The sequence below is a fragment of the Nakamurella alba genome, assembly GCF_009707545.1.
Taxonomy (GTDB): domain Bacteria; phylum Actinomycetota; class Actinomycetes; order Mycobacteriales; family Nakamurellaceae; genus Nakamurella; species Nakamurella alba.
Genome location: NZ_WLYK01000003.1, coordinates 300,324 through 320,848, shown reverse-complemented (window position 1 = coordinate 320,848; position 20,525 = coordinate 300,324). Strand labels below are relative to the sequence as shown.

The 20,525-nt window shown below is 71.6% G+C and carries 17 protein-coding genes and 1 pseudogene; 8 read left to right on the top strand and 10 right to left on the bottom strand.

The window, feature by feature from the left end; translation table 11 throughout:
• The first annotated feature begins 30 nt into the window (after window positions 1–30).
• Window positions 31–546 carry a class I SAM-dependent methyltransferase gene (locus tag GIS00_RS11715; protein WP_154768597.1) on the top strand — a complete coding sequence of 172 codons (516 nt, stop codon included), beginning with the start codon at window positions 31–33 and terminating at the stop codon, window positions 544–546.
• Here the strand turns inward: GIS00_RS11715 and GIS00_RS11710 are convergent.
• Genes GIS00_RS11710 through GIS00_RS11700 form a run of 3 tightly spaced genes read right to left on the bottom strand, consistent with a single transcriptional unit; the run spans window position 528 to window position 3,855 of the window.
• Complete coding sequence (locus GIS00_RS11710) at window positions 528–1,931, bottom strand: glycosyltransferase (RefSeq protein ID WP_154768596.1); 1,404 nt, start codon at window positions 1,929–1,931, stop codon at window positions 528–530. The genes GIS00_RS11715 and GIS00_RS11710 overlap by 19 nt on opposite strands.
• Window positions 1,928–2,929: a glycosyltransferase family protein gene (locus tag GIS00_RS11705; protein WP_154768595.1), complete on the bottom strand. Its 1,002-nt coding sequence runs from the start codon at window positions 2,927–2,929 to the stop codon at window positions 1,928–1,930. Before GIS00_RS11705 ends, GIS00_RS11710 begins: the two co-directional genes overlap by 4 nt.
• A complete protein-coding gene (locus GIS00_RS11700; RefSeq protein WP_154768594.1) occupies window positions 2,926–3,855 on the bottom strand; it encodes a WcbI family polysaccharide biosynthesis putative acetyltransferase in 930 nt (309 codons plus the stop codon). Before GIS00_RS11700 ends, GIS00_RS11705 begins: the two co-directional genes overlap by 4 nt.
• A 36-nt stretch (window positions 3,856–3,891) precedes the next feature.
• On the opposite strand from GIS00_RS11700, the gene GIS00_RS11695 reads away from it, so the two are divergent.
• The 5 genes from GIS00_RS11695 to GIS00_RS11675 are packed head-to-tail and all read left to right on the top strand — an operon-like array spanning window position 3,892 to window position 8,865.
• Window positions 3,892–4,986, top strand: coding sequence for a glycosyltransferase (locus tag GIS00_RS11695; protein ID WP_154768593.1), 1,095 nt, complete (start codon window positions 3,892–3,894; stop codon window positions 4,984–4,986).
• On the top strand, window positions 4,983–6,107 hold the full coding sequence (locus tag GIS00_RS11690; RefSeq protein ID WP_154768592.1) for a glycosyltransferase: 1,125 nt from the start codon (window positions 4,983–4,985) through the stop codon (window positions 6,105–6,107). Before GIS00_RS11695 ends, GIS00_RS11690 begins: the two co-directional genes overlap by 4 nt.
• On the top strand, window positions 6,104–7,090 hold the full coding sequence (locus GIS00_RS28945; RefSeq protein ID WP_322097876.1) for a glycosyltransferase: 987 nt from the start codon (window positions 6,104–6,106) through the stop codon (window positions 7,088–7,090). The genes GIS00_RS11690 and GIS00_RS28945 overlap by 4 nt, the downstream gene beginning before the upstream one ends.
• A complete protein-coding gene (locus GIS00_RS11680) occupies window positions 7,087–7,995 on the top strand; it encodes a glycosyltransferase family 2 protein (protein ID WP_154768591.1) in 909 nt (302 codons plus the stop codon). The genes GIS00_RS28945 and GIS00_RS11680 overlap by 4 nt, the downstream gene beginning before the upstream one ends.
• Window positions 7,996–8,025: 30 nt before the next feature.
• Window positions 8,026–8,865, top strand: coding sequence for an SDR family oxidoreductase (locus GIS00_RS11675; RefSeq protein ID WP_322097875.1), 840 nt, complete (start codon window positions 8,026–8,028; stop codon window positions 8,863–8,865).
• A 93-nt stretch (window positions 8,866–8,958) separates the two neighbouring features.
• On the opposite strand, the gene GIS00_RS11670 is transcribed toward GIS00_RS11675, so the two are convergent.
• The 7 genes and pseudogenes from GIS00_RS11670 to GIS00_RS11640 form a co-directional block, all read right to left on the bottom strand.
• Complete coding sequence (locus GIS00_RS11670; protein WP_322097874.1) at window positions 8,959–9,558, bottom strand: dihydrofolate reductase family protein; 600 nt, start codon at window positions 9,556–9,558, stop codon at window positions 8,959–8,961.
• A gap of 135 nt (window positions 9,559–9,693) precedes the next feature.
• Complete coding sequence (locus GIS00_RS11665; RefSeq protein ID WP_154768589.1) at window positions 9,694–10,839, bottom strand: glycerol dehydrogenase; 1,146 nt, start codon at window positions 10,837–10,839, stop codon at window positions 9,694–9,696.
• Window positions 10,840–11,136: 297 nt separating this feature from the next.
• Complete coding sequence (locus GIS00_RS11660; RefSeq protein WP_154768588.1) at window positions 11,137–11,739, bottom strand: GNAT family protein; 603 nt, start codon at window positions 11,737–11,739, stop codon at window positions 11,137–11,139.
• 93 nt (window positions 11,740–11,832) lie between these two features.
• Complete coding sequence (locus GIS00_RS11655; RefSeq protein ID WP_154768587.1) at window positions 11,833–12,861, bottom strand: aldo/keto reductase; 1,029 nt, start codon at window positions 12,859–12,861, stop codon at window positions 11,833–11,835.
• Window positions 12,858–13,313: a MerR family transcriptional regulator gene (locus GIS00_RS11650; RefSeq protein WP_154768586.1), complete on the bottom strand. Its 456-nt coding sequence runs from the start codon at window positions 13,311–13,313 to the stop codon at window positions 12,858–12,860. Before GIS00_RS11650 ends, GIS00_RS11655 begins: the two co-directional genes overlap by 4 nt.
• Before the next feature lie 57 nt (window positions 13,314–13,370).
• Window positions 13,371–14,995, bottom strand: a pseudogene (gene mdlC, locus GIS00_RS29275) (benzoylformate decarboxylase).
• Between the two features lie 65 nt (window positions 14,996–15,060).
• The gene (locus tag GIS00_RS11640) at window positions 15,061–15,618 is read right to left on the bottom strand and encodes a hypothetical protein (RefSeq protein ID WP_154768585.1); all 558 of its coding nucleotides are present in this window, start codon (window positions 15,616–15,618) and stop codon (window positions 15,061–15,063) included.
• Window positions 15,619–15,735: 117 nt separating this feature from the next.
• Between GIS00_RS11640 and GIS00_RS11635 the strand changes: the two genes are divergently transcribed.
• Window positions 15,736–16,326, top strand: coding sequence for a TetR/AcrR family transcriptional regulator (locus tag GIS00_RS11635; protein WP_154768584.1), 591 nt, complete (start codon window positions 15,736–15,738; stop codon window positions 16,324–16,326).
• 201 nt (window positions 16,327–16,527) lie between these two features.
• Entirely contained in the window at window positions 16,528–20,523 is a 3,996-nt protein-coding gene (locus GIS00_RS11630; RefSeq protein ID WP_154768583.1) for a S8 family serine peptidase, read from the top strand.
• Window positions 20,524–20,525 lie beyond the last annotated feature (2 nt).

Here is a 20,525-nt window from a genome sequence, read left to right as displayed (position 1 = left end):
CCGGTCGTCCGGGTAGGGAAGGTGTCAGGCATGCCGATGAGCTCCGCCGAGGGCAAGGACTGGATCAAGGAGCGGGTGCACGGCCTTGCCGCCGACGGCCCGGTCGAGGTCCTGGACATCGGCCCCGGGGTCGGCACCTACGCCAAACTGCTGGCCGGACCACAGGTGTCACGCCTCACCGGGGTCGAGGTGTGGGAGCCTTACATCCACACCTACCGGCTCCACCGGTACTACGACGACATCATCGTCGGCGACGCACGCGAGGTCGACTTCCCGTCCGCCGACGTGGTGATCCTCGGCGACGTCGCCGAGCACATGAGCGAGGCCGATGCCCTGGCGCTGTGGGAGAAGTCGGTGGGTGCGGCGCGCAGGGCCGTGTACCTGTCGATCCCGATCGTGCACTACCCGCAGGGCGAGATCGAGGGCAACCACCACGAGGTGCACGTGGTCGAGGACTGGTCGCACGACAAGGTTCTCGCGTCCTTCCCCGGTATCGGCGATTCCTGGACCGGCACCGAGGTCGGCGTCTACGAACTCCGGAAGTGACCCAGGTAGGTCTCCGGATCCGCCCACCCGCCGAAGACCGCAGCCAGTGACGGTCGACCGGTCACCGGTCGTACTCCCGAGTCAACGTGCCGTCGGTGCGGGAACAGCTGACTGCCCAGATCCTCCGGGTCGAGTCCGAGGCGGGCGGCCCACCGGTCGGTCCGCCGGTGGCGTCTGCTCGAGGTGATCACCACGGCGCCGTCACCGATCTCGAGGCGGCCGACGTCCTCCTCCAGCATGTCCGCGACCATCTGCGCGGTCGTCCCGTCCACCACCACCGGACGGTGCACGTCCACCAGCAGCCGTTCCACGCCGGGTCCGACGGCGCCGGCGGTGACCTGCCGGTCGGCCATGGCTGCTGTGAGCCCCGGCGCGCCGTCCCCGACCAGCTGCACCCGGCAGTCGAAGGTCTGCAGGAACGACCGGACGGACAACGCGACGGCGCCGACCGGGTGCCCGGTCACGTCGATCCGCACCGTCATGTCCACCGTGGGGTAGTGGCCGCCGTGACCGCGCATGGCCGGCTCCGGGATCCGCCGGGCGAGTGCCAGGGTCTCGAGGTCCTTGGCGTCGCGGCGATCGGGGTCGTCGGCGGTCCGCCCGGCCCAGTCGGGCCCGTCGTGCCAGACGACCGCGGCCGGGTCGTGAGCCAGGACCGCGCCCGCGACGGCGAACGCGCGGTAGGCGAGATCCCAGTCCTCGCCGCCGTACCCGGTCATCGTCGCATCGAACCCGCCGATCTCGTCGAACAGCTCGCGGGTGCAGGCCAGCGTCGCGGAGATCAGATAGCGGTAGCTGCGCGGGTGGACGCGCAGCAGGTCGCCGCTGCGGTCGTACTCGTCGGCCAGCCAGGCGGGTTCCGTCAGGTCCTCCGGCGGATCCTCCGAACCGGTCAGCCAGCCGCGGACCCGGCCGGTGCCCCACCCGGCCAGGTCCGCGTGCCGCCGGCGGCCGCCGGCCAGCGTGTCCGGGAGCACCGCGGGCAGCCGACTGATCCGGGTGAGATGGTCTGCCGCCGGGACCATGTCGCCGTCCAGGAAGACCAGCACGTCCCCGTCGGCACGGGCCGCTCCGAGGTTCCGGGCGGCGGCCGCCCGGAACCCGAGGTTCTCCTGGTGCACGACCTCGACGGCCAGGTCACCGCGCCACCGGACGACCGACGGCGGCACGGCGGAGCCGTCGTCGGCGACCACCACCTGCGTCCGGGTGTGCGGATGGGTCTGCACCGACAGCGCCGCGAGCAACCGGTCCAACCCCGCCTGGTCCTCGAAGTAGGGGACGACAACGGTGATCTCGGGCGGCTCCGGCGGGTCGTCGGGCACCAGGTCCCAGCGGTTGCCCGGTACGACGAACCGCCCGTCGGGCAGCTGCCACCGGTCGGTCACGTCAGGTCCTGCAGCAACGACCGGTACCGGGCCGCCACCTCCGCCGTGGCCGGGCCCGGCGCGACGTCCGGCCCCCACCAGGTGGTGTCGGGTTGCGCCAGCGCAGCCCGGACCTCGGTGACCAGCGTCCCGGGCTCGTACAGCCGGACGGCGCCGGGAACCCGGCGCTCCAGCTCCCGGGTGTAGGGGCCGGCGGCGACCAGCGGACGGCGCCCGGCGGCGATCCACGAGTTGATCGACCCGGAGGCGGAGACCTCCGTGTGTGGTGCCACCGGCACCCGCACCGCGCGCAGCCGCCGGACCAGGTCCGCCTCCGGGATCCAGCCGGTGATCCGGAACGACACCCCCCGACCGTCCGCCCGCTCCCGCAGCGCATCGGCCAGGTATTCCTGACCGTCGGACGGCCGGCCCAGGGCCAGGATGCGCCAGCCGCTGCCGGCCACCTCGTCGATCAGCTCGGCATGGCCCTTGCCGGGGAAAAGGAAGCCGAGCACGCCGATCTCGGCGGGCTCGGACGCGACGGGCTCACCCGTCGGCTCGACGTCGACCGGCAGCGGCACCACGTGCACAGGAGTGCGGAGCTGCGGGGCGGCCCTGGTCAGCAGGGTCTTCTCGTGGTCACTGCTGACCACCACGGCCGCCGCCGCGGCGGCCATGCGGGCGTAGTCGGCAGCGCGCTCCTCGTACTGGTGGGCGCCCGGGTGCGGCAGGTCGTGCAGGGTCAGGGTGAGTTGCCGGCCGCGGGTGTGCAGGTCGCCGGCGACGGCCTCGACGACCGCCGGGGCGTCGGCGCCGGACCTGCGGAACAGCCAGTCGTTGGTGTGCAGGTGCGCGGTGCGCACGTCCGGGTCCAGCGAAGCCACCACCGCGCGCAGCCGGTGCGGATCCATCGTCCCGGCGACCGGTCCGCCCGCCGCGGCGCCGATCGTGCGGGCCAGCGCGCTGATCGCGTGCTCCGGTTCCCCCAACCACAGCCATGCCAGGTGCGCGGCCGTCATGCCGCGAACCCCAGCAGCTGCAACGTGTCCCGGTGCCGGCGCAGTCCCGCGTCCACGACATCGGGCCGGGTCCGGTACCAGTCGAGCTGGACCTCACGGACCAGCGTGTCGGGTACCACCTCGCCGCGGACCCGCCAGGCATCCGGCAGTGCCGTGCCACGACCGGACAACTGCCACGCCTGCAGCACGACGTCCTCGACGGGCGCGATGACCTCGGTGAGCAACGTGCGTCCGGGATCGACCGTGGCCCGGTCCAGTCCCAGCCGCCGGCGGATCCGCTCGGCGAGCGCCCGCAGGATCCGATTGCCGGGGTGGTTGATCGTGAGCATGTCGGCGGGTCGGGGTGTCTCGAACAGGTCGGACACGATGACGTCGCAGGTGCTCTCGCGGCGTCGCAGCTCCGCCACTGCCGCCGCGGCGACGGCACGGACCGTGCGCGGCGTCGGCCGCGGCGCGGGCAGTCCCGCGGCCGCCGCCAGGGTACGGAGGTCGTGGTACGGCACGCCCGGCGGTGGTGCCGACGGATCCTGCGGGTCCCGGATGATGGCCTGGACGGGGTGGAGTCCGGTCCACCGGACGATCGGCACGCGAAGCACCCGGGCGGCTGCGGGCAGGGCCGCCGCGAGTTGGGCGGAGCCGAGCGGCAGTCCGGCGTAGTCGTCGCGCACCGGCTGGGTGACCAGCACGTCGGCCCGCGCGAGCAGCGCAGCCAGCCGCCCGAGGTCGGCCTGTCGTAGCTCGAAGACGGGCGGGATCCGGACGGTCCGGACATCCCCTGCGGCGATGAGCACGCGCAGCGCCTCCGCCTGGCAGTTGCCGTGCACCACCACCAGCGGGCCGGCCCCGGTGATGTCGGAGATTCCGTGGAAGGCCGCGTAATGGATCTCCCGATCCGTGGGTACAGCGGGTCCGGTGCCGCCGATCACGGGGCGGCGCCGCAGGAACCGTCGGAAGGGGTGGGCATGGCGCGGCTGTACCCGATCCGCGTCGCCTCCATTCCGTCCGCCCATCCCTACGTCGAGCACCTGTCCGTACCCGGCGACGGCCGGGTGGTCCGGCTGCCCGACCCGCCGCCGGCCGTGCCGGATCCGCTGCCCGGCCAGTGGTGGCCGCCGGTGGTGCTCGACCCCGCGTGGCCGTCGGCGCACCGGGACGAGATCGACGTCGTGCATCTGCACTTCGGGTTCGACTCCTTCCTGCCGGCGCACCTGCGGGGATGGACGGCAACGCTGGCCCGGCTCGGTGTGCCGCTGGTGCTGACGGTGCACGACCTGGTCAACCCGCACATCGACGACCCGGCCGGGCACCTCCGGCAGCTGGACGTGCTGGTGCCTGCCGCGGATGCGGTGATCACGTTGACCGCGGGAGCGGCGGAGGAGATCCGCCGGCGGTGGGCGCGGGACGCGGTGGTTCTGCCGCATCCGCAGGTCTTCGACGCGCCACGGCCCCGGCGGCTCCGACGAGCGGGGGAGCGCCGGATCGGCGTGCACGTGAAGAACCTCCGGGCGAACATCGATGCGCTACCGGTCCTGACCGAGCTGCTGCCGGTGGTGCGGGAGGTCCCCGGGGCCGTGCTGCAGGTGAACGCGCATCCGGAGGTGTTCGACCCGAGGACCACCGACCCTCGGCGCCGTGACTTCGCCCGCTGGGCCTCATCGGTGGACGGCCGTACAGAGGTGGACCTGCGGGTGCACCCTCGCCTGGACGACGACGCACTGCAGGATTACCTTGCCTCGCTCGACCTGTGCGTGCTGCCGTACCGCTTCGGCACGCATTCCGGTTGGCTGGAGGCCTGTGTCGATGTCGGCACGCCGGTCCTGGTCCCGTCCGTGGGTCACTACTCCGGGCAGCACGATCATCCGGTCTACCGGCACCCGGGAGGGCACGGCACCGGGCCGGCCCTGCGTGATCAGGTGCTGGACTGGGCCGCCGATCCCGGGTTCGCCCTGCGCACCTGCCCGGACCGCTCCGCCCAGCGCCGGGTGATCGCCGACCGTCACGCGGAGATCTACCGGTCGGTGCTGTCCCGGCGCGACGTGGTGGAGGTGACGCGGTGACAGCTGTCGACACCACACGCGCGGCAACACCTCTCAAGATCATGGTGATCGCCGGCATGCGGTTCCCGATCGCCGAGCCGTTCGCCGGCGGGCTGGAGTCGCACACCGCGTCGCTGGTCACCGGGCTGCGTCGCGCCGGCCATCTGGTCGAGGTGGCCGGGGCCGACGACAGCGACCCGGCGCTGGTCACCCGGACCTACGGCCGGGTGCGGGACGAGGCCGGGTCCGGCCGCGCGGACACGTCCGAGTCCCCGGCCACGGCGGCGGCGGAGCGTGCCGCCTTCGACGCCCTGCTCACCGATCTGCGCGAGGGTCTGCTCGGCAGCTTCGATCTCGTGCACAACAACTCGCTGTACCCGTTGCCGGTGGAACAGGCCGGACTGCTCCCGTACCCCGTGGTGACCACCCTGCACACGCCCGCCCTGCCCTGGGCGGAACGGGTGCTGGGTCCGGGGACGTCCTGCACCTTCGTGGCCGTGAGCCGCAGCACCGCCGAGGCCTGGCACCCGTGGATCGCGCCGGCCGTGGTGCCCAACGGGGTCGACCTGCGGCACTGGACACCGGGGCCCGGCGGGACCGACGCGGTCTGGACGGGCCGGCTCGTCCCGGAGAAGGGTGCGCACCTGGCCGTCGCGATCGCCCGGGCGGCGGGGCTGCGCCTCACCCTCGCCGGGCCGGTGATGGACCGGGAGTACTTCGCGCACCGCATCGCCCCGCAGCTGGGCGAGACCGTCCGCTACGCCGGACATCTGCACCACGACCAGCTCGTCCGGCTGGTCGGCAGCAGTACGGTCGCCCTGGTCACCCCGACCTGGGACGAGCCCTTCGGTCTGGTCGCGGTGGAAGCGGGCGCCACCGGCACACCGGTCGTCGCCGTCGCCCGCGGTGGTCTGACCGACATCGTGTCCCGACGGACCGGAATGCTGATCCCGGCGCCGCGCTCGGACGAGGGACTGGACCGGCACGAACTGGCCGGGGCCGTCCGCGCGGTCCACGCAGCGGTACGTCTGGACCGGACGGCGGTGCGGGAGCACACCGCCCGGCGGCACGGCCTGATGGCGATGATCCGCGGGTACGAGGACGTCTACCGCGAGGTGCTGCGGGACCGGGACTGGTCGTGATCGGCTACTACGTGCACCACCAGGGACTCGGTCACCTGCACCGGGCCGGCGCGATCACCGAGCACCTCACGGTGCCGGTCACCGTTCTGTCGTCGCTGCCCACCCGGCCCTGGCACCACCTGCAGGAGTGGGTGCAGTTGCCCTCGGATGCGGGTGTCGCGGACGACGACGTCAGCGGTGATCCGACGGCCGGTGGTGTGCTGCACTGGGCACCCACCCGACATCACGGGCTGCGGGACCGCATGTCGGCGATCTCCGACTGGATCCGCCGCGCGGCACCGGATCTCGTGGTGGTCGACGTGTCCGTCGAGGTGGCCCTGCTGTGCCGGCTGCACGGCGTGCCGACGGTGGTCATGGGCATGCCGGGTGACCGGTCCGACCGCCCGCACCGGCTCGCCTACGACTCGGCGGACGCGGTCCTGGCCCCGTGGGCGGCCGAGTTCGCCCGGACGTCGTGGCCGGAGTCGTGGCGCAGCAAGACCTTTCATGCCGGCAGCATCAGCCGCTTCGACGCATCGCACCCACCCTTCCACGAGCGCGAGGCCGGGCCGTGGCGGGCACTGCGGCTGACCGGGTCCGGCGGGACCCATGGAGTGGGTCCGGGTGCACCCTCGGTCGTCCCGGGCTGGCAGTGGACCGTCGCCCACGGCCTGGACGAGGACGAGGTCCGCGCCGCCATCGACCGGGCCGACGTCGTGGTCACCCACGCCGGCCAGAACGCCCTGGCCGAAGTGGCCGCACTGTCCACGCCGGCCGTCGTGGTGCCGGAGGAGCGTCCGCACGGCGAGCAATACGACACCGCAGCGGTGCTGGAGGCGGCCGGTCTGGCCGTCGTCGCCGGCCCGGACGACACCTGGGCGGACCTGCTCCCGGCCGCGCTGCAGCTGGGCGGCGACGGGTGGGCACGGTGGCGGTCGGGTGGGGGAGCGCCGGCGGCGGCGACGTACCTGGACAACCTCGTTGCCGCGCACCGCTCGGCATGAGAACAGCGGTCATCACCACGGTGTCGGGTCGCGGTCTGCATCTGCGCCGGCAGAGATGGGGCCTGGCGCAGCAGACGTCGACGCCGGACCTGCACGTCGTGGTGGCGATGGACGACCCGACGGCCTTCGCGGCGTGCGACGGTCCCGGGGGCGGTGAGCTGGTGCTGGTCGAGCAGCCTCTGGACGGCGGTGAACTGCCGTTGGCCGCGGCGAGGAACGCCGGCGCGGCAGCGGCCCTGGACCGTGGCGCGGACGTCCTGGTCTTCCTGGACGTCGACTGCATCCCGTCCCGCGGCCTGGTCGGGCGCTACCGGGATGCGGTCCGCAGCGAGGAGCGGATGGTGCTGCACTGCGGCACGGTGAACTACCTGTCGGCGGCCGAGTCCGAGCTGTCGGCAACAGGTTTCGACATCGACATGCTGCGCGGTCGCCCCCACCCCGCCCGCCCGGAACCCACCGCCGGTAGCCACGACACGGATGACTGGCAGCTCTTCTGGTCGCTGTCCTTCGCCGTGTCGGCGACGACGTGGCGGCGGCTCGGCGGTTTCGACGAGCGGTTCGCCGGTTACGGCGGCGAGGACACCGACCTCGGCCTCCGTGCCCACCTGGCGGATGTGCCGATCCGCTGGTGGTCCGGTGCGTCGGCCTCACACCAGTACCACCCGTCCACGCAGCCGCCGGTCCAGCACCTTGACTCGATCCTCCGCAACGCCAACCTGTTCCGGGACCTGCACGGGTTCTTCCCGATGACCGGCTGGCTCGAGGCCTTCGCGGCGGCCGGCCTGGCCCGGCACGACCCGGTGGCCGATCGGTGGACCGGCCTCCGGCAGGTCCTGCCGGATTGCCTCGCGCCGGGCGTGGGAAAGGGAACGACAGGGTCGAGGTCAGCAGCGTCCTCGGGATGAGGTGTGACACGACAGGTGAGGTGAGCAGCGGTGAGCCAGCCCCGACAGCAGCAGGATCCGCCGGGTGTGCAGGGCGTGATGACCCCGGTGCCGGACTGCGGCGAGGACAGTTACGTCGGCAGCGGCAAGCTGACCGGCAAGGCCGCGGTGATCACCGGCGGCGACAGCGGGATCGGCCGGGCCGCCGCCATCGCCTACGCGCGCGAAGGCGCCGATGTGCTGATCTCCTACCTCTCCGAGACGCAGGACGCGGAGGACACCGCTCGCTACGTGCGGGAGGCCGGGCGCACCGCGGTGTTGGTCGAGGGCGACATCTCCGATGCGGCGGTGTGCCGGGGCATCATCGACCGTGCGGTCGCCGAGTTCGGCAGGATCGACGTGCTGGTGAGCAATGCGGCGCACCAGATGTCGCACGACGACCTGGAGGACGTGTCCGACGAGGAGTTCGAGTTCACCTTCCGCACCAACGTGTTCGCGATGTTCCACCTGGTGAAAGCGGCGCTGCCGCACATGCCGCGGGGCAGCTCGATCATCGGGAGCTCGTCGGTGAACTCGGACATGCCCTCGCCGGCCCTCGCGCCCTATGCCGCCACCAAGGCCGCGATCGCCAATTTCTGCGCCAGCCTCGCCCAGATGCTGGGCCCCCGCGGGATCCGGGTGAACAGCGTGGCTCCGGGTCCGGTCTGGACACCGCTGATCCCGGCGACCATGCCTCCGGAGAAGGTCGAGCATTTCGGCGAGAACACCCCGCTGGGCCGGGCCGGGCAACCGGCCGAACTCGCGCCGACCTATGTCCTGCTGGCCTCGGAGGACGGCAGTTACATCTCGGGTGCGCGCATCGCGGTCACCGGCGGGCGACCGATTCTCTGACCGGCGCGGCGGCGGTGTGGTGCGCTCCCTGATCAATGGCGGTGCGGAGGGTCGACCCGGGACACGCGTCCGGCGAGCGGACCAGTGCCGGGATCAGAAGGCGCCTGCGGAGAAGGCGCCGGTCGGCCGGTAGACCGAGTGGACCACGCCGGTGTCGAAGGTCCGGCTGCGGACCAGTCTCAGGTCCGTGGGTGTCTCGCGGTCCGCGAACATCCGCTTGCCGCTCCCGACGAGTACCGGGAACGTCCAGATCCGCAGCTCGTCGACGAGGCCGGGGTGCTGCAGGAGGGTCTGCAGCAGGTCACCGCTGCCGTGCACCTGCAACTCCGGGCCGTCCGTCTGCTTGAGCGCGGTCAGCGAATTGACCGGGTCGCCGTCGAGCAGTTCGGCGTGCTGCCAGGTCAGCGTCGGCCGCCCGCGGGAGACCACGTACTTGCGGGCGTTGTTCATGGTGTCGGGCTGCTCGTGATCGGGAGCGGTGGGCCAGTAGGCCGCCATCAGGTCGTACGTCCGGCGCCCGAGGACGAGTGCGAAGGACTCCATGTAGCCGGCCATGACCTCGCCCATGGCCTCGTCCCAGTGCGGGACCGACCACCCGCCCGCGGTGAAATGCTCCGGGTCCTCCTCCGGTCCACCGGGGGACTGGAGCACCCCGTCGAGGGTGATGAAGGTGTTGGTCACGAGCCTGCGCACGATGTGATCCTTCCCTGGCCTGTGATGTCGGTGACCGAAGGTGGACCCGCACAGCACCGAGGACTCATCGGTGCTGTGCGACTTTCGTCCACGGGAACGCGGATCCGTGACGGCCTGACGGGACAGGTCCGGCCCTCAGTGGTGCGCGGTGTACGGCGTCGGCGCCGGCAACCCCGCCTCGTCGCGCACCCGGGTGGCGAACTTCTCGATCGAGACCAGGGCGCTGACAACGTCCGGGCTGGTGACCGCGAACGGCATCGAGTGGATCGTCTCGCCCGGGACGGTCGCCGCATCGGCGACCGTCGTCAGGCTCTCGACATCGTCGGCACGGAGGCCGACCTCGGTCAGGGTAGTGGGCAGCCCGACCCGGGTGGTGAACTCGATGAAGTCGCGGATCTCGGAGGACGGGGCGCCCTCCAGCACCAGCTGGGTCACCGAGCCGATGTTCACCTTCTGTCCGTGAGCGAGGCCGTGGGTGGCGCCGACGGCGGTGAGACCGTTGTGCACAGCATGCGCCGCGGCGAGTCCGCCGGACTCGAAACCGAGTCCGGACAGCAGCGTGTTCGCCTCGATGACCTTCTCCACGGCCGGGGTCACCTGGTGGTCGCGGACGGCGTCGACGGCCTGCAGGGCGTTCTCCCACAACACATCCCAGGACAGCTGGGCAAGGGCCGTACCGGTCACCGTCGGCAGGCCGCCGGCCATGGTGGTGGAGTTGGACCGTGCGGTCGCCCGGGCCTCCAGCCAGGTGGCGAGCGCGTCACCGACGCCGGCGATCAGCAGCGACGCGGGGGCATTGGCCACGATCTGCGAGTCGACCAGCACCAGGTCGGGGTTGCGCGGGAAGAAGCGGTACTCCTCGAACTCGCCGGACTCGGTGTAGATGACCGAGAGTGCGCTGCACGGAGCGTCTGTCGACGCCACCGTCGGGCAGTTCGCCCACCGGATACCCGCGAGATGACCGGCCGCCTTCACCGTGTCGATCGCACTGCCACCGCCGATGGCGACCACCACGTCCGATCCGCTCCTCCGGATCACCTCGACGATCCGGTCGACCTCCTTCGCGCTCGGCACCCCGCCGAACCGCTCCCACTGCGCCGTGAGTCCTGCTTCCTGCAGGGACTTCTCGACATCATGGCCGACCAACCCCCACACCAGTTCGTCGGCGACGAGCAACGGCGTCGAGCCGATCGGCTTCAGGAACTCGCCCAGCTGGTGGATCGCACCCTTGCCCTGAACGTACCTGCTCGGGCTGATCACGGTGCGGAGAGCGGTTGCCATGGGTCCTCCTTGACCTGTGGTTGCTCGCCGATCCCGGCGAGCGGGACCTCCTGACGGTACCCGCGGACACCGGCCGGGGCTACTCGAGTGCCGGCCGGCACGTGCGCGGCCGAATGGCCCCGAAGCATGTTCCGCAGCCATCGGTCTCAACCCGATGACGTTGTCGTCACGCTCCGCGAGCCGCGTCCGGGGCGACGGACGACATCGGATGCCGAGTCCGCTGTTGGTCGGGATATCGCCTCACGTTGCCCAGCGGCCCGGGGATCGCAGGGTGACCGGTCTGACGCCCGCCGATCTTCAGGTGCGCGCCGGCACCTCGATCGACATCACGCAGTTCTTCAGGCCTTTCGGGCGCAGGTAGGTGAATCCGAGTCGTTCGTAGAGCCGGCGGGTGCCGTTGTAGAGGAACGAGGCGGACATCTTCTTGGTCTGCCCGGTCAGGTCGTGCGGGTAGGACTCGACCCTCCCGCCGCCTTTGCTGCCGATGAGCTCGAGGGCGCCGCGGATCGCGAGCTCGGTGACTCCTTGCCGGCGGTAGCGGCGGTCGACGAAGACACAGGTGATCCGGTAGTCCGGGTCACCGCCCTTCTCCTTGTCGTACTGCTTGCGGTGGTGGATGTTCGGCAGTTCGTCCGGGCTGCCGAACTCGGCCCAGGCGATCGCCTCGTCGCCGTCCAGCACCAGAGCGGCGTGGGCCACGCCGCGCTTGACCATCAGCTTCTTGAAGTCCCGGCTGCCGTCGTAGCCGGGGCCGCGACCTTCGCAGTCGTGGAAGTACGTGCACCAGCACCCGCCGAAGATCCCGTTGTGTCGCTCCACCAGCCCGGCGAACGCCTCCCAGGTGGCAGGGCTCAGCGGTGCGATGCGGGGGTCCGCCGGCAACTGCGTGATCGTGGCCATGCAGCGACCGTAGACCCGGAAGCGGACGATCTGCAGCCGGAATCGACATCGGGTGTGCACCTCCACTGACGAAAGGATGCGGTGTCCGACGGATCAGTCTCCGACAGCGCGCTCCCGCGAGTCACTGGTCCAGTTCGGGTCGTCGGAGTCCGAGCGCGGGCCGACCACTTCTGCCGAGAGCCCGTCGAGGACGGCGAGTTCCTCCACGGTGAGGACGATGTCGGCCGCGGCGGCGTTCTCGTCGATCCGCTCCGCGCGGCGGGTGCCCGGGATCGGGACGATCGGGAGGCAGTGCTGCCGGCCGGCGGCGTAGAGCCACGCGAGGGCGATCTGGGCGGTCGTCACGCCCCGGTCGGCGGCGATGCCGCCGATGGCGGCGACGATCGCGAGGTTGGCATCGAAGGCATCACCGCTGAACCGGGTGAGGCCGGCCCGCCAGTCGCCGGCGAAGGCGGCCGGGTCGGCGAAGGTGCCGGTGAGGAATCCGCGGCCCAGCGGCGAGTAGGGCACGAAGCCGACACCGAGCTCCGCTGCGGCAGGCACCACGGCCCGCTCGACATCCCGGCTCCAGACGGACCACTCGCTCTGCACCGCGGCGATCGGGTGCACGGCGCACGCGGCCCGCAGCTCGTGGGCGGTCACCTCGGACAGGCCGAGGTGACGCACCTTCCCCGCGTCGACGAGGGCGGCCATCGCACCGATCACCTCCTCGATCGGCACCCCGACCTCGCGCCGGTGCAGGTAGTACAGGTCGATCACGTCGACGCCGAGCCGGGCCAGGCTGGCCTCGCACGCCTGCGCCGCGTAGGCCGGGTCGTTGCGTGAGCCGAGGGTCTTCTCCGCGATCGACCCGGTGATGCCGAACTTCGTCGCGATCGTCATCTCCTCGCGCCGGGTCCGCGCCACTGCGCCGACGGTGCGTTCGCTGTCCCCGGCGCCGTAGACGTCGGCGGTGTCGATGAAGGTGACGCCGATGTCCAGCGCATGGTGCAGCGTGGCCAGGTTCTGCGCGTCGTCGCTGGACCCGTACACACCGGTCAGTGCCATGGCGCCGAACCCCGAGCGGCTCACCACCAGCCCGTCGCCGAGCACCACGGTGCCCGTCGGATGCGTGCCGGTCATGCCCGGGCCGCCTGCCGGACGGCGATGTCGGCGGTCACCGGGGCACCATCGCAGTCGAGGCCGGTGTCGATGAGGAACCGGTAGTGGTCGACCTTCTCGTCCAGCACCACCAGATGCGCGTCCAGATCCGCCTTGCGCTGCTCGATTCGCTCCCGGTGACGTTCCAGGATGGCCAGCCGCCGGCCGTGGGTGGCCGCGCCGCCGGCGACAAGTGCCGAGAACTCCCGCATCTCGTGCACCGGCATGCCGCTGTCCCGCATCTTCGCGAGCATCCGCACCAGGGCCGCCTCCCGCTCGGTGTACCGGCGGCGGCGGTCGGGGCCGCGGCGCACCGCGGGCAGCAGACCCTCCCGCTCGTACCAGCGCAGCGTGTCCTGGCTCAGCCCGCTCACCTGCGCGACCTCGGCGATGCCGAGCGTCGCGCCCGTCGTCTGCGTGTCCGTGATGACCATGATCCCCACGCTAGGTCCTGGAGTGCACTCCAGCGCAAGGGTGGACGGTGCCGGATCTCAGATCAGTGGCGGCACCGTCGGCGCGATCGGGACCTCCAACACGGTCGGCCCGGACCGGCCGAAGGCGGCGGTGGCGGCGGCGCGGAGCGCATCCAGGGTCTCGACCCGCTCGGCGTGGCAGCCGTACCCCGTTGCCAGCGCGACGATGTCGATGCCCGGGATGTCCAGTCCCGGGACGTTCGGGGTCTGCTCAAGGACCGCGAAGGACTTCAGGATCGCGTACTCGCCGTTGCGCGGCACCACGAACAGGATCGGCAGGTCGTGCTGCGCCGCGGTCCAGATGGACTGCACCGAGTACTGGAACGACCCGTCCCCGATGATCGCGACCACCGGGCGGTGCCGGCCGCTGTCCCGCTCGCCGAGCGCGATGCCGACGGACGCCGGGAGGTTCCAGCCGAGGCCGCCGCTGGCGAAGGTGTAGAAGGTGTCCGGCTCGGTGATCGGCCACGCCGCGTGCAGGTCGGCCAGGTTGGACGGCGACTCCTCGACCAGCACGGTGTGCGGCGGCCGTACCTCGTTCAGCACCTCGAAGACCTGCCGCGCCTGCAGCGGACCGTCCGTCGTGGTCGCGGCGGCGGTGGCGGTCGGCATCGGGGCCATCCGGTGCTCGACCGGGGTGCGGGTGCGCCCGGGTGTGCGGGCGGGCAGCAGCGGCAGCAGTTGCTCCAGGGTGAGAACGGCGTCGGCGAGCAGACTGTCGCCGACCGGTGCGCGGCCGGCCTCGTTCGGGTCGTCGGTGACGTGCAGCAGCCGCATCCCGTCCGGCAGGTAACTGCCCGGGACGTACGGGTAGTAGCGGAAGACCGGGGCGCCGATCACCAGGGCCAGGTCGTGCCCGGCGAGCTTGTCGGACAGCGGGCCGGTGGCGAACGGCAGGCCGCCGAGGTAGAGCGGGTGGTCCTCCGGGAACGGGGCCCGTTCACTGGCCGGGGCGGCCCAGACCGGGACGTTCAGCTTCTCGGCGACGGCGACAGCGGCATCCCAGCCCTGGCCGCGCGCCACCGAGGCGCCGAGCACCAGGACCGGGTCGTGGGCGGCGGCCACGGCCGCGGCGAACTCCGCGAGTCGCGCCGGGTCCGGTGCGATCCTGGTCGACGCCGACCGGACGACAGCAGATGCGGCACAGGGCTTGTCCCAGTCGTCCAGCGGCAGCGAGAGGAACACCGGTCCGGCCGGCGGCTGCACCGCCATCGCGTACGCCCGCATGAACGCCGCGGGGACGTCCTCCGGCCGCACCGGCTGGTAGCTCCACTTCACCCACGGCTTGGGCAGCATCTCCGGCTCGACATTGGTCAGCCATGGCTCCAGCAGCAGCATCTCGCGGGTCTGCTGCCCGGCGGTGACGATCAGCGGGTGTGGTTCATCGCCGCGGTGATGAGGTTGCCCATCGCATTGCCGAGGCCGGCGGCGGTGTGCACGTTCACCAGCGCCGGGTGCCGGGTCGCCTGCGCGTACCCGTCCGCCATCGCGATCGCCGACGCCTCCTGCAGCGCCAGTACGAAGGTGAAGTCATCGGGGAAGTCCTTGAGGAAGGTCTCCTCGGTGGAACCGGGATTGCCGAAGAACACCGTCACGCCCAGGTCGCGCAGCAGCTGGTGGGTGACGTCCCTGACGTTGGGCACTCTTCTGGCTCCTGTCCGTGACCGGGTGATCACGGAACACTATCGGCCCAGTGTTCGCGCGGTGCTCAGGTGGTGCGACGCGGCCGGCCGAGCAGCAGGGCCGAGACGAGGAAGAACACCGCACCCAGCAGGGCGTAACCGCCGATTCCGGAGAGACTGTCCGCCCCCTGCAGTCCCTGGACGACGAAGCCGCCGCCGGCGAGCACGGAGATGCCGCCGCTGAGCATCTGCGCCACCTGACCGCCGCCGGCGCGCCGACGGATTGCCGTGATCAGTTGCGGCACACCGGATCCGATCGCCCAGATGCCCCACACCGTGAGGACGGCGCCGATCGACACGGTGGATGCCACACCGAGCGCGACGGCGACGAGAACGCTGACGCCCACGTTGATCCACTCGGTCGGCGCGGCCTGCCGCTGGTCGCCGAGGCGGAGCTGGCGGAACACGGCGACGGCGTCGATCAGCGGGTAGAGGGCCAGCAGCACCGTCAGCAGCGGTCCGACCGTAGGCGCGGCCACCAGGACAACCGCAGCCCAGGCGGCGGCGACCACTGCACGGGCGACGTAGAGCCGGCGCAACGCCCGGGCGGCGGAGGTGGGGGTGGGTGCATCGACAACGGTCATCAGCGTCTCCTGGGTGAGGGTCGAATCGGTAGAGTTACTAGTTCGTCTACTCGCTCGACCATAGACTGATGGCAACCGCCGGTGCAACCAGTGCCGGTCCAGGACCGGAGAAGGACGATGCCCGCCGAGACCACAGCCCGTACCCGGTCGGGACCGACCACGCGGGCGCACATCCTGGACGCGGCGAACGAGCTCTTCTACGCCCACGGCATCCACGCGACCAGCGCCGACCGGATCATCGAGAAGGTCGGCATCACGAAAGTCACCTTCTACCGCCACTTCCGGTCCAAATCCGATCTAGTGGTCGCCTACCTGGAAGCGCAGTCCGCCGCCGAGCAGGCCTGGATCAGCAGCGTGCGCCGCCCCGGGGAACCGGCCGCCTCACTCCAGGCGCTGGCCGACGGCATCGGTACTGCGAGCTGCCGCCCGGGATTCCGCGGCTGCGCCTTCATCAACGCTGCTGCCGAGTTCCCGGATGCGGACAGTCCGGTCCGGGCCGTCGTCGACCGGCACCGCCGGTGGATCCTCGGGACCTTTGCCGCCATCGCGACCGAGGCCGGAGTCGCCGATGCCGACGCCGTCGCCGGCCGGCTCATGCTGCTGCGGGACGGCGCCATGGTGGCCGGCTACCTCGGCGATTCCGAAACAGTGGCAACGACTCTCGGTGCGGCTTTCGCCGCCGTGCTGGCCGGGGCCGCGTCCGGCTGACCCCGGGACGCCGATCCGCCTTGCATCGCGGGCGATCGTGGATCGGAGTACCAACGGGCTCAGGAAGGGAACGGCGGGCGGCCGATCACGCATGGGACGGTCCGAAGTCACGGGCGGCCGATCGGCCGGTCATGTATCCGGGCCCGGCTCCGCCCGTCGTGAGTGGTGACAGCACGTCCCCATCCACCGGGAGCCGCCGCCATGCCCACGACCACCACGCTCACCGTCCATGTCACGTCGACCGACGGCACGCCGGTCGTCGGCGCCCGGGTCACCCGCATCGACCCGGACCGATCGCGGATCACCGCGGAGACCGACCGGCGCGGCCGCACGAGCTTCGACCTGCCCGCCTCGCTCCCGGCGCGGGTCAGCGTCATCGCCGACGGGTGGGCGACCGACGAGCGCGACACCGGCGGTGAGTACCCGCAACGGGACGACGGTGTGGAGCAGTTCGTCCTCGGTCCGGTCGGCTGGCCGACCTACTTCCGCGGCCGGGTGCGGGTGCCGTTCCGTCCGGTGCACGATGCGGTGGGCGTCAGGTCGACGCCCGGCCGGGCGGGCGCCGACGTCGCGGACGGCGAGGTCATCAGGTTCGCGGACCCCGGTGTCACCGTGGTCCGGCTCCCCGAACTGCAGGGACAGCAGCCCGCCGATGCCCCGGCCGTCTTCGCCCAACGAGCCGTCCTGGTCGACGATGCGGTCCGCGGCCTACGCGGACGCTCCGGCGACGACGTCGAGGAGGTGGGTGCGCTGGTGCAGCTGGGCGAAGATTCGGCGGCGTTCCTGACCGGCACCGTGCACGTCTCGCTGATGGACGACGTCGATCCGGTGGACCTGGCCGCCCGCAACGGCTTCGAGGTGGTCAAGCGGTTCTCCGCGCTGCGGAACACCTACGTGTTCCGCTCCCCGGAAGGGGGTGGCTACGACCTGCTCGGCAAGATCGACCGACTCGCCGCGGAACCCGGCATCCGTTATGCGGAACCGGATCTGGCAGCCACCGTGGTGCCCGATGCGGTGACGCCGAACGACTTCCTGTTCCCGCAGCAGTGGGACTTCCTGCTCGAGGGCATCCCCGATGCCTGGCAGGTGCTGCGTGACCTGGACGCCACGCACACCTTCGGCGACCCCGACCTGATCGTCGCGGTGGTCGACAACGGGGTCGACCCGGGGCATCCGGCGATCGGCGGCACCGTGTCCGACGGCCGCGACAAGGTCGTCCAGCTCTTCGATTTCGGGTCGATGGTGAACAACCACAACGCGACGAACTCCGGCGACAACCCCGACCACGGCATGTGCTGTGCGTCCGCCATCACCGGCCGGAGTGACGACGGGATCGGCATCTGCGGGGTCGCCGGCAACACCCGGCTGCTGGCCACGCGGCACCCCGGCACGGAGACCCGCTTCGCCGAGCTGTACCTGTGGCTGGCCGGGCTCGACGCCGACAGCTCCGCGGCCGGCTTCCCGGCGCAGCTGGCGCAGGGCGCCGGTGTGATCACCAACAGCTTCGGATCCAGCGTGAATGCCCCGATCTCCGCCCTGATGCAGGACACCTTCGACGCGGTGACCGACGATGGCCGGAGCGGGCTCGGCACCGTGCTGATGTTCTCGGCCGGCAACGACACGGTCGACCTGGATGACACCAACCGGCGCCCGTGGAGCATGTACAACCGCTGTTACGGAGTCTCAGCGGTGAGCCTCGACCCGGACGGGACCACGGAACGCCAGACCTGGTACAGCAACTGGGGTTCCACCGTCGACTTCTGCGCCCTGACCAACGATGCCGAGGCCCCCGGCCACAACCCGCCCGGCAGTTGGGGAGCCTTCACCGCGACCCACCGGAGCACCCCGACCGGCACGGCCGTACCGGGATCGGCAGTCACGTCCACCACCCTCCGAGCGGCGAGCGGAGCCGCGGCGTCCACCATCGACGTCGACAGCGTCGCCGGCGCGGCGGTCGGCGGTTCCGTCCTGGTGGGACCGACCTCGGCAACAACCTCGCGCGGACGGACCATCACCTCGGTCGACGCGGCCAACCGCCGGATCGGTCTCGACATGGCGCTGCCGGCCGCGTTCGCGAACGGCACCGCCGTGGTGTTCGCGGACCGCGCCTGGCGCAGCGACTTCGGCGGCACCTCCTACGCCACTCCGGTGACGGCAGGTGTTGCGGCACTGATGCTCTCCGCCAACCCGCAGTTGAGCTGGCAGCAGGTCGGCGACATCCTGCGGCGGACCGCGATCAAGGTCGACACCGGGAACACCGACCCGGTCGGCCGCTGGCGGGACGTCGACGGCCGTATCTCCAGCGACCCCGGGTACCTGGGGCCGGCGACCAGCGAGTGGTACGGCGCGGGGCGGATCGATGCGCGGGCCGCCGTCCGTCGCGCTGCGTGGACCGTCGACCTCGTCACGCAGACCGTCGAGTTCAACGACATCCCCGAGGGCGAGACCACCTTCCGGGCGGTACGGGTGGACGTGCACAGCCTGCACCCGTCGACCGTCTCGGTGGTGACCGCGCCGACCGCGCCGTTCTCGCTCCCGCTCGGCGCCACCGACTCCCTGGCCGGCACGGCGCAGTACAGCAGCCTGGAGGAGGCGTTGATCTGGGTCGCCTTCACCGGGACCACCGCCGGCGCAACGGCATCCGGGAGCATCACGGTCCGCCATGACCAGACGGACCAGGTGTGGACCGTGCCGATCGTGGCGAACACCGTGGCACCGGTGACGGCGGCGGTCATGCTGGTGCTGGACAGTTCCGGGTCGATGGACTCGCCGTCCGGGGTGGCGTCCAACACTCGCATGGAGGTGCTGCACTACTCGGCCAACATCCTCGTCGACTACGTCCAGGAGGGCGACGCGGTCGGCATCGTCGGCTTCGACACCGACGCCGGGCCGGTGCTGGTCCCGCCGGCCGGGCCGCTGGCGGCACCGGCCGCCGGCATCGACATCGCCCGGGACGCGTTGCGCGACAAGATCGACACCTTCGCCACGAACCCGGCCGGGATGACCTCCATCGGAGACGGTCTCGCGCTCGGCCAGGGTGAACTGGCTCCGGTGAACGGCTACGACACGAAGTCGGCCATCGTGTTCACCGACGGCTTCGAGAACCAGGGCAAGTTCCTCCGCGACGTCTCGTCGTCGATCACCGACCGGACCTTCGCCGTCGCGCTCGGCCGGGCGGAGAACATCCAGCCGGTCGGGCTCACCGCGGTCACCGCCGGCACCGGCGGGTACTGCGTCCTCACCGGCGATCTCGGACCGGACAGCCGCTACCGGCTGGCCAAGTACTTCCTGCAGGTGCTCGCCGGCGTGAAGAACCAGGAGGTAGTCGTCGACCCGCCGGTGCAGGTGGCCGTCGGGCAGACGGTGGACGTGCCGTTCCTAGTGGCGGAGACCGACTTCACCCTCGACGTGGTGCTGCTGACCCGCTACCCGTGGTTGGTGTCGCTGACCTTGGTGACCCCGGACGGCGACGTCGTCGACCCGGCGTTCGTGAACGGGCTCTCCGGCCGGAACTACACCCGGCTCGGCGACGAGGTCGTCTACTACCGGCTCACCCTGCCGGCGCCGATCGGTGCCGGTGCCCACACCGGGACCTGGCTGGCCCGCGTCGAACTGCCGAAGAACGCGGTGAAGGTTGCCTCGCAGCACGAGGGCCTGACCCGGGACGAGCTCGTCCAGATCCGCCGGGGCGGCGTCGGTGGCGTGCTGCTGGTGCATGCCTCGAGCAGTCTGCGGATGGACGTGGGGATCAAGCAGGACTCCAACGAACCCGGCGCCACGCTGTACCTGTCCGCGGCGCTCACCGAGTACGGGATCCCGGTGGCGGGCCGGGCGAAGGTGACCGCGACGATCACCGACCCGGTGGGCAGCAGCTGGCAACAGGGGCTGACCGAGGTGGCATCCGGCGTGTTCGAGGCGGCGATCTCCGCTCCGCTGCAGGGGGTGTGGACCGTGCTGTTCCATGCCGAGGGCGAGACGTTCCGGTCCACCCCGTTCACCCGGGAGGCCGTGCGGACCGCTGCGGTCTGGCGCGGCGGCGACTCCTACGAGCCGACCGAGGGCGAGGAGCCGACGCCGAAGAAGCACCGGGAGCGGGAGGCGCTGCGGGCACTGCTGCTGGATGCCGAACTCGAGTCCGCGGTGCGCAGCCGGCTGACCGCGGTCGGCCTGTCCGCCGACGAGATCATCGGCGGCTGAAC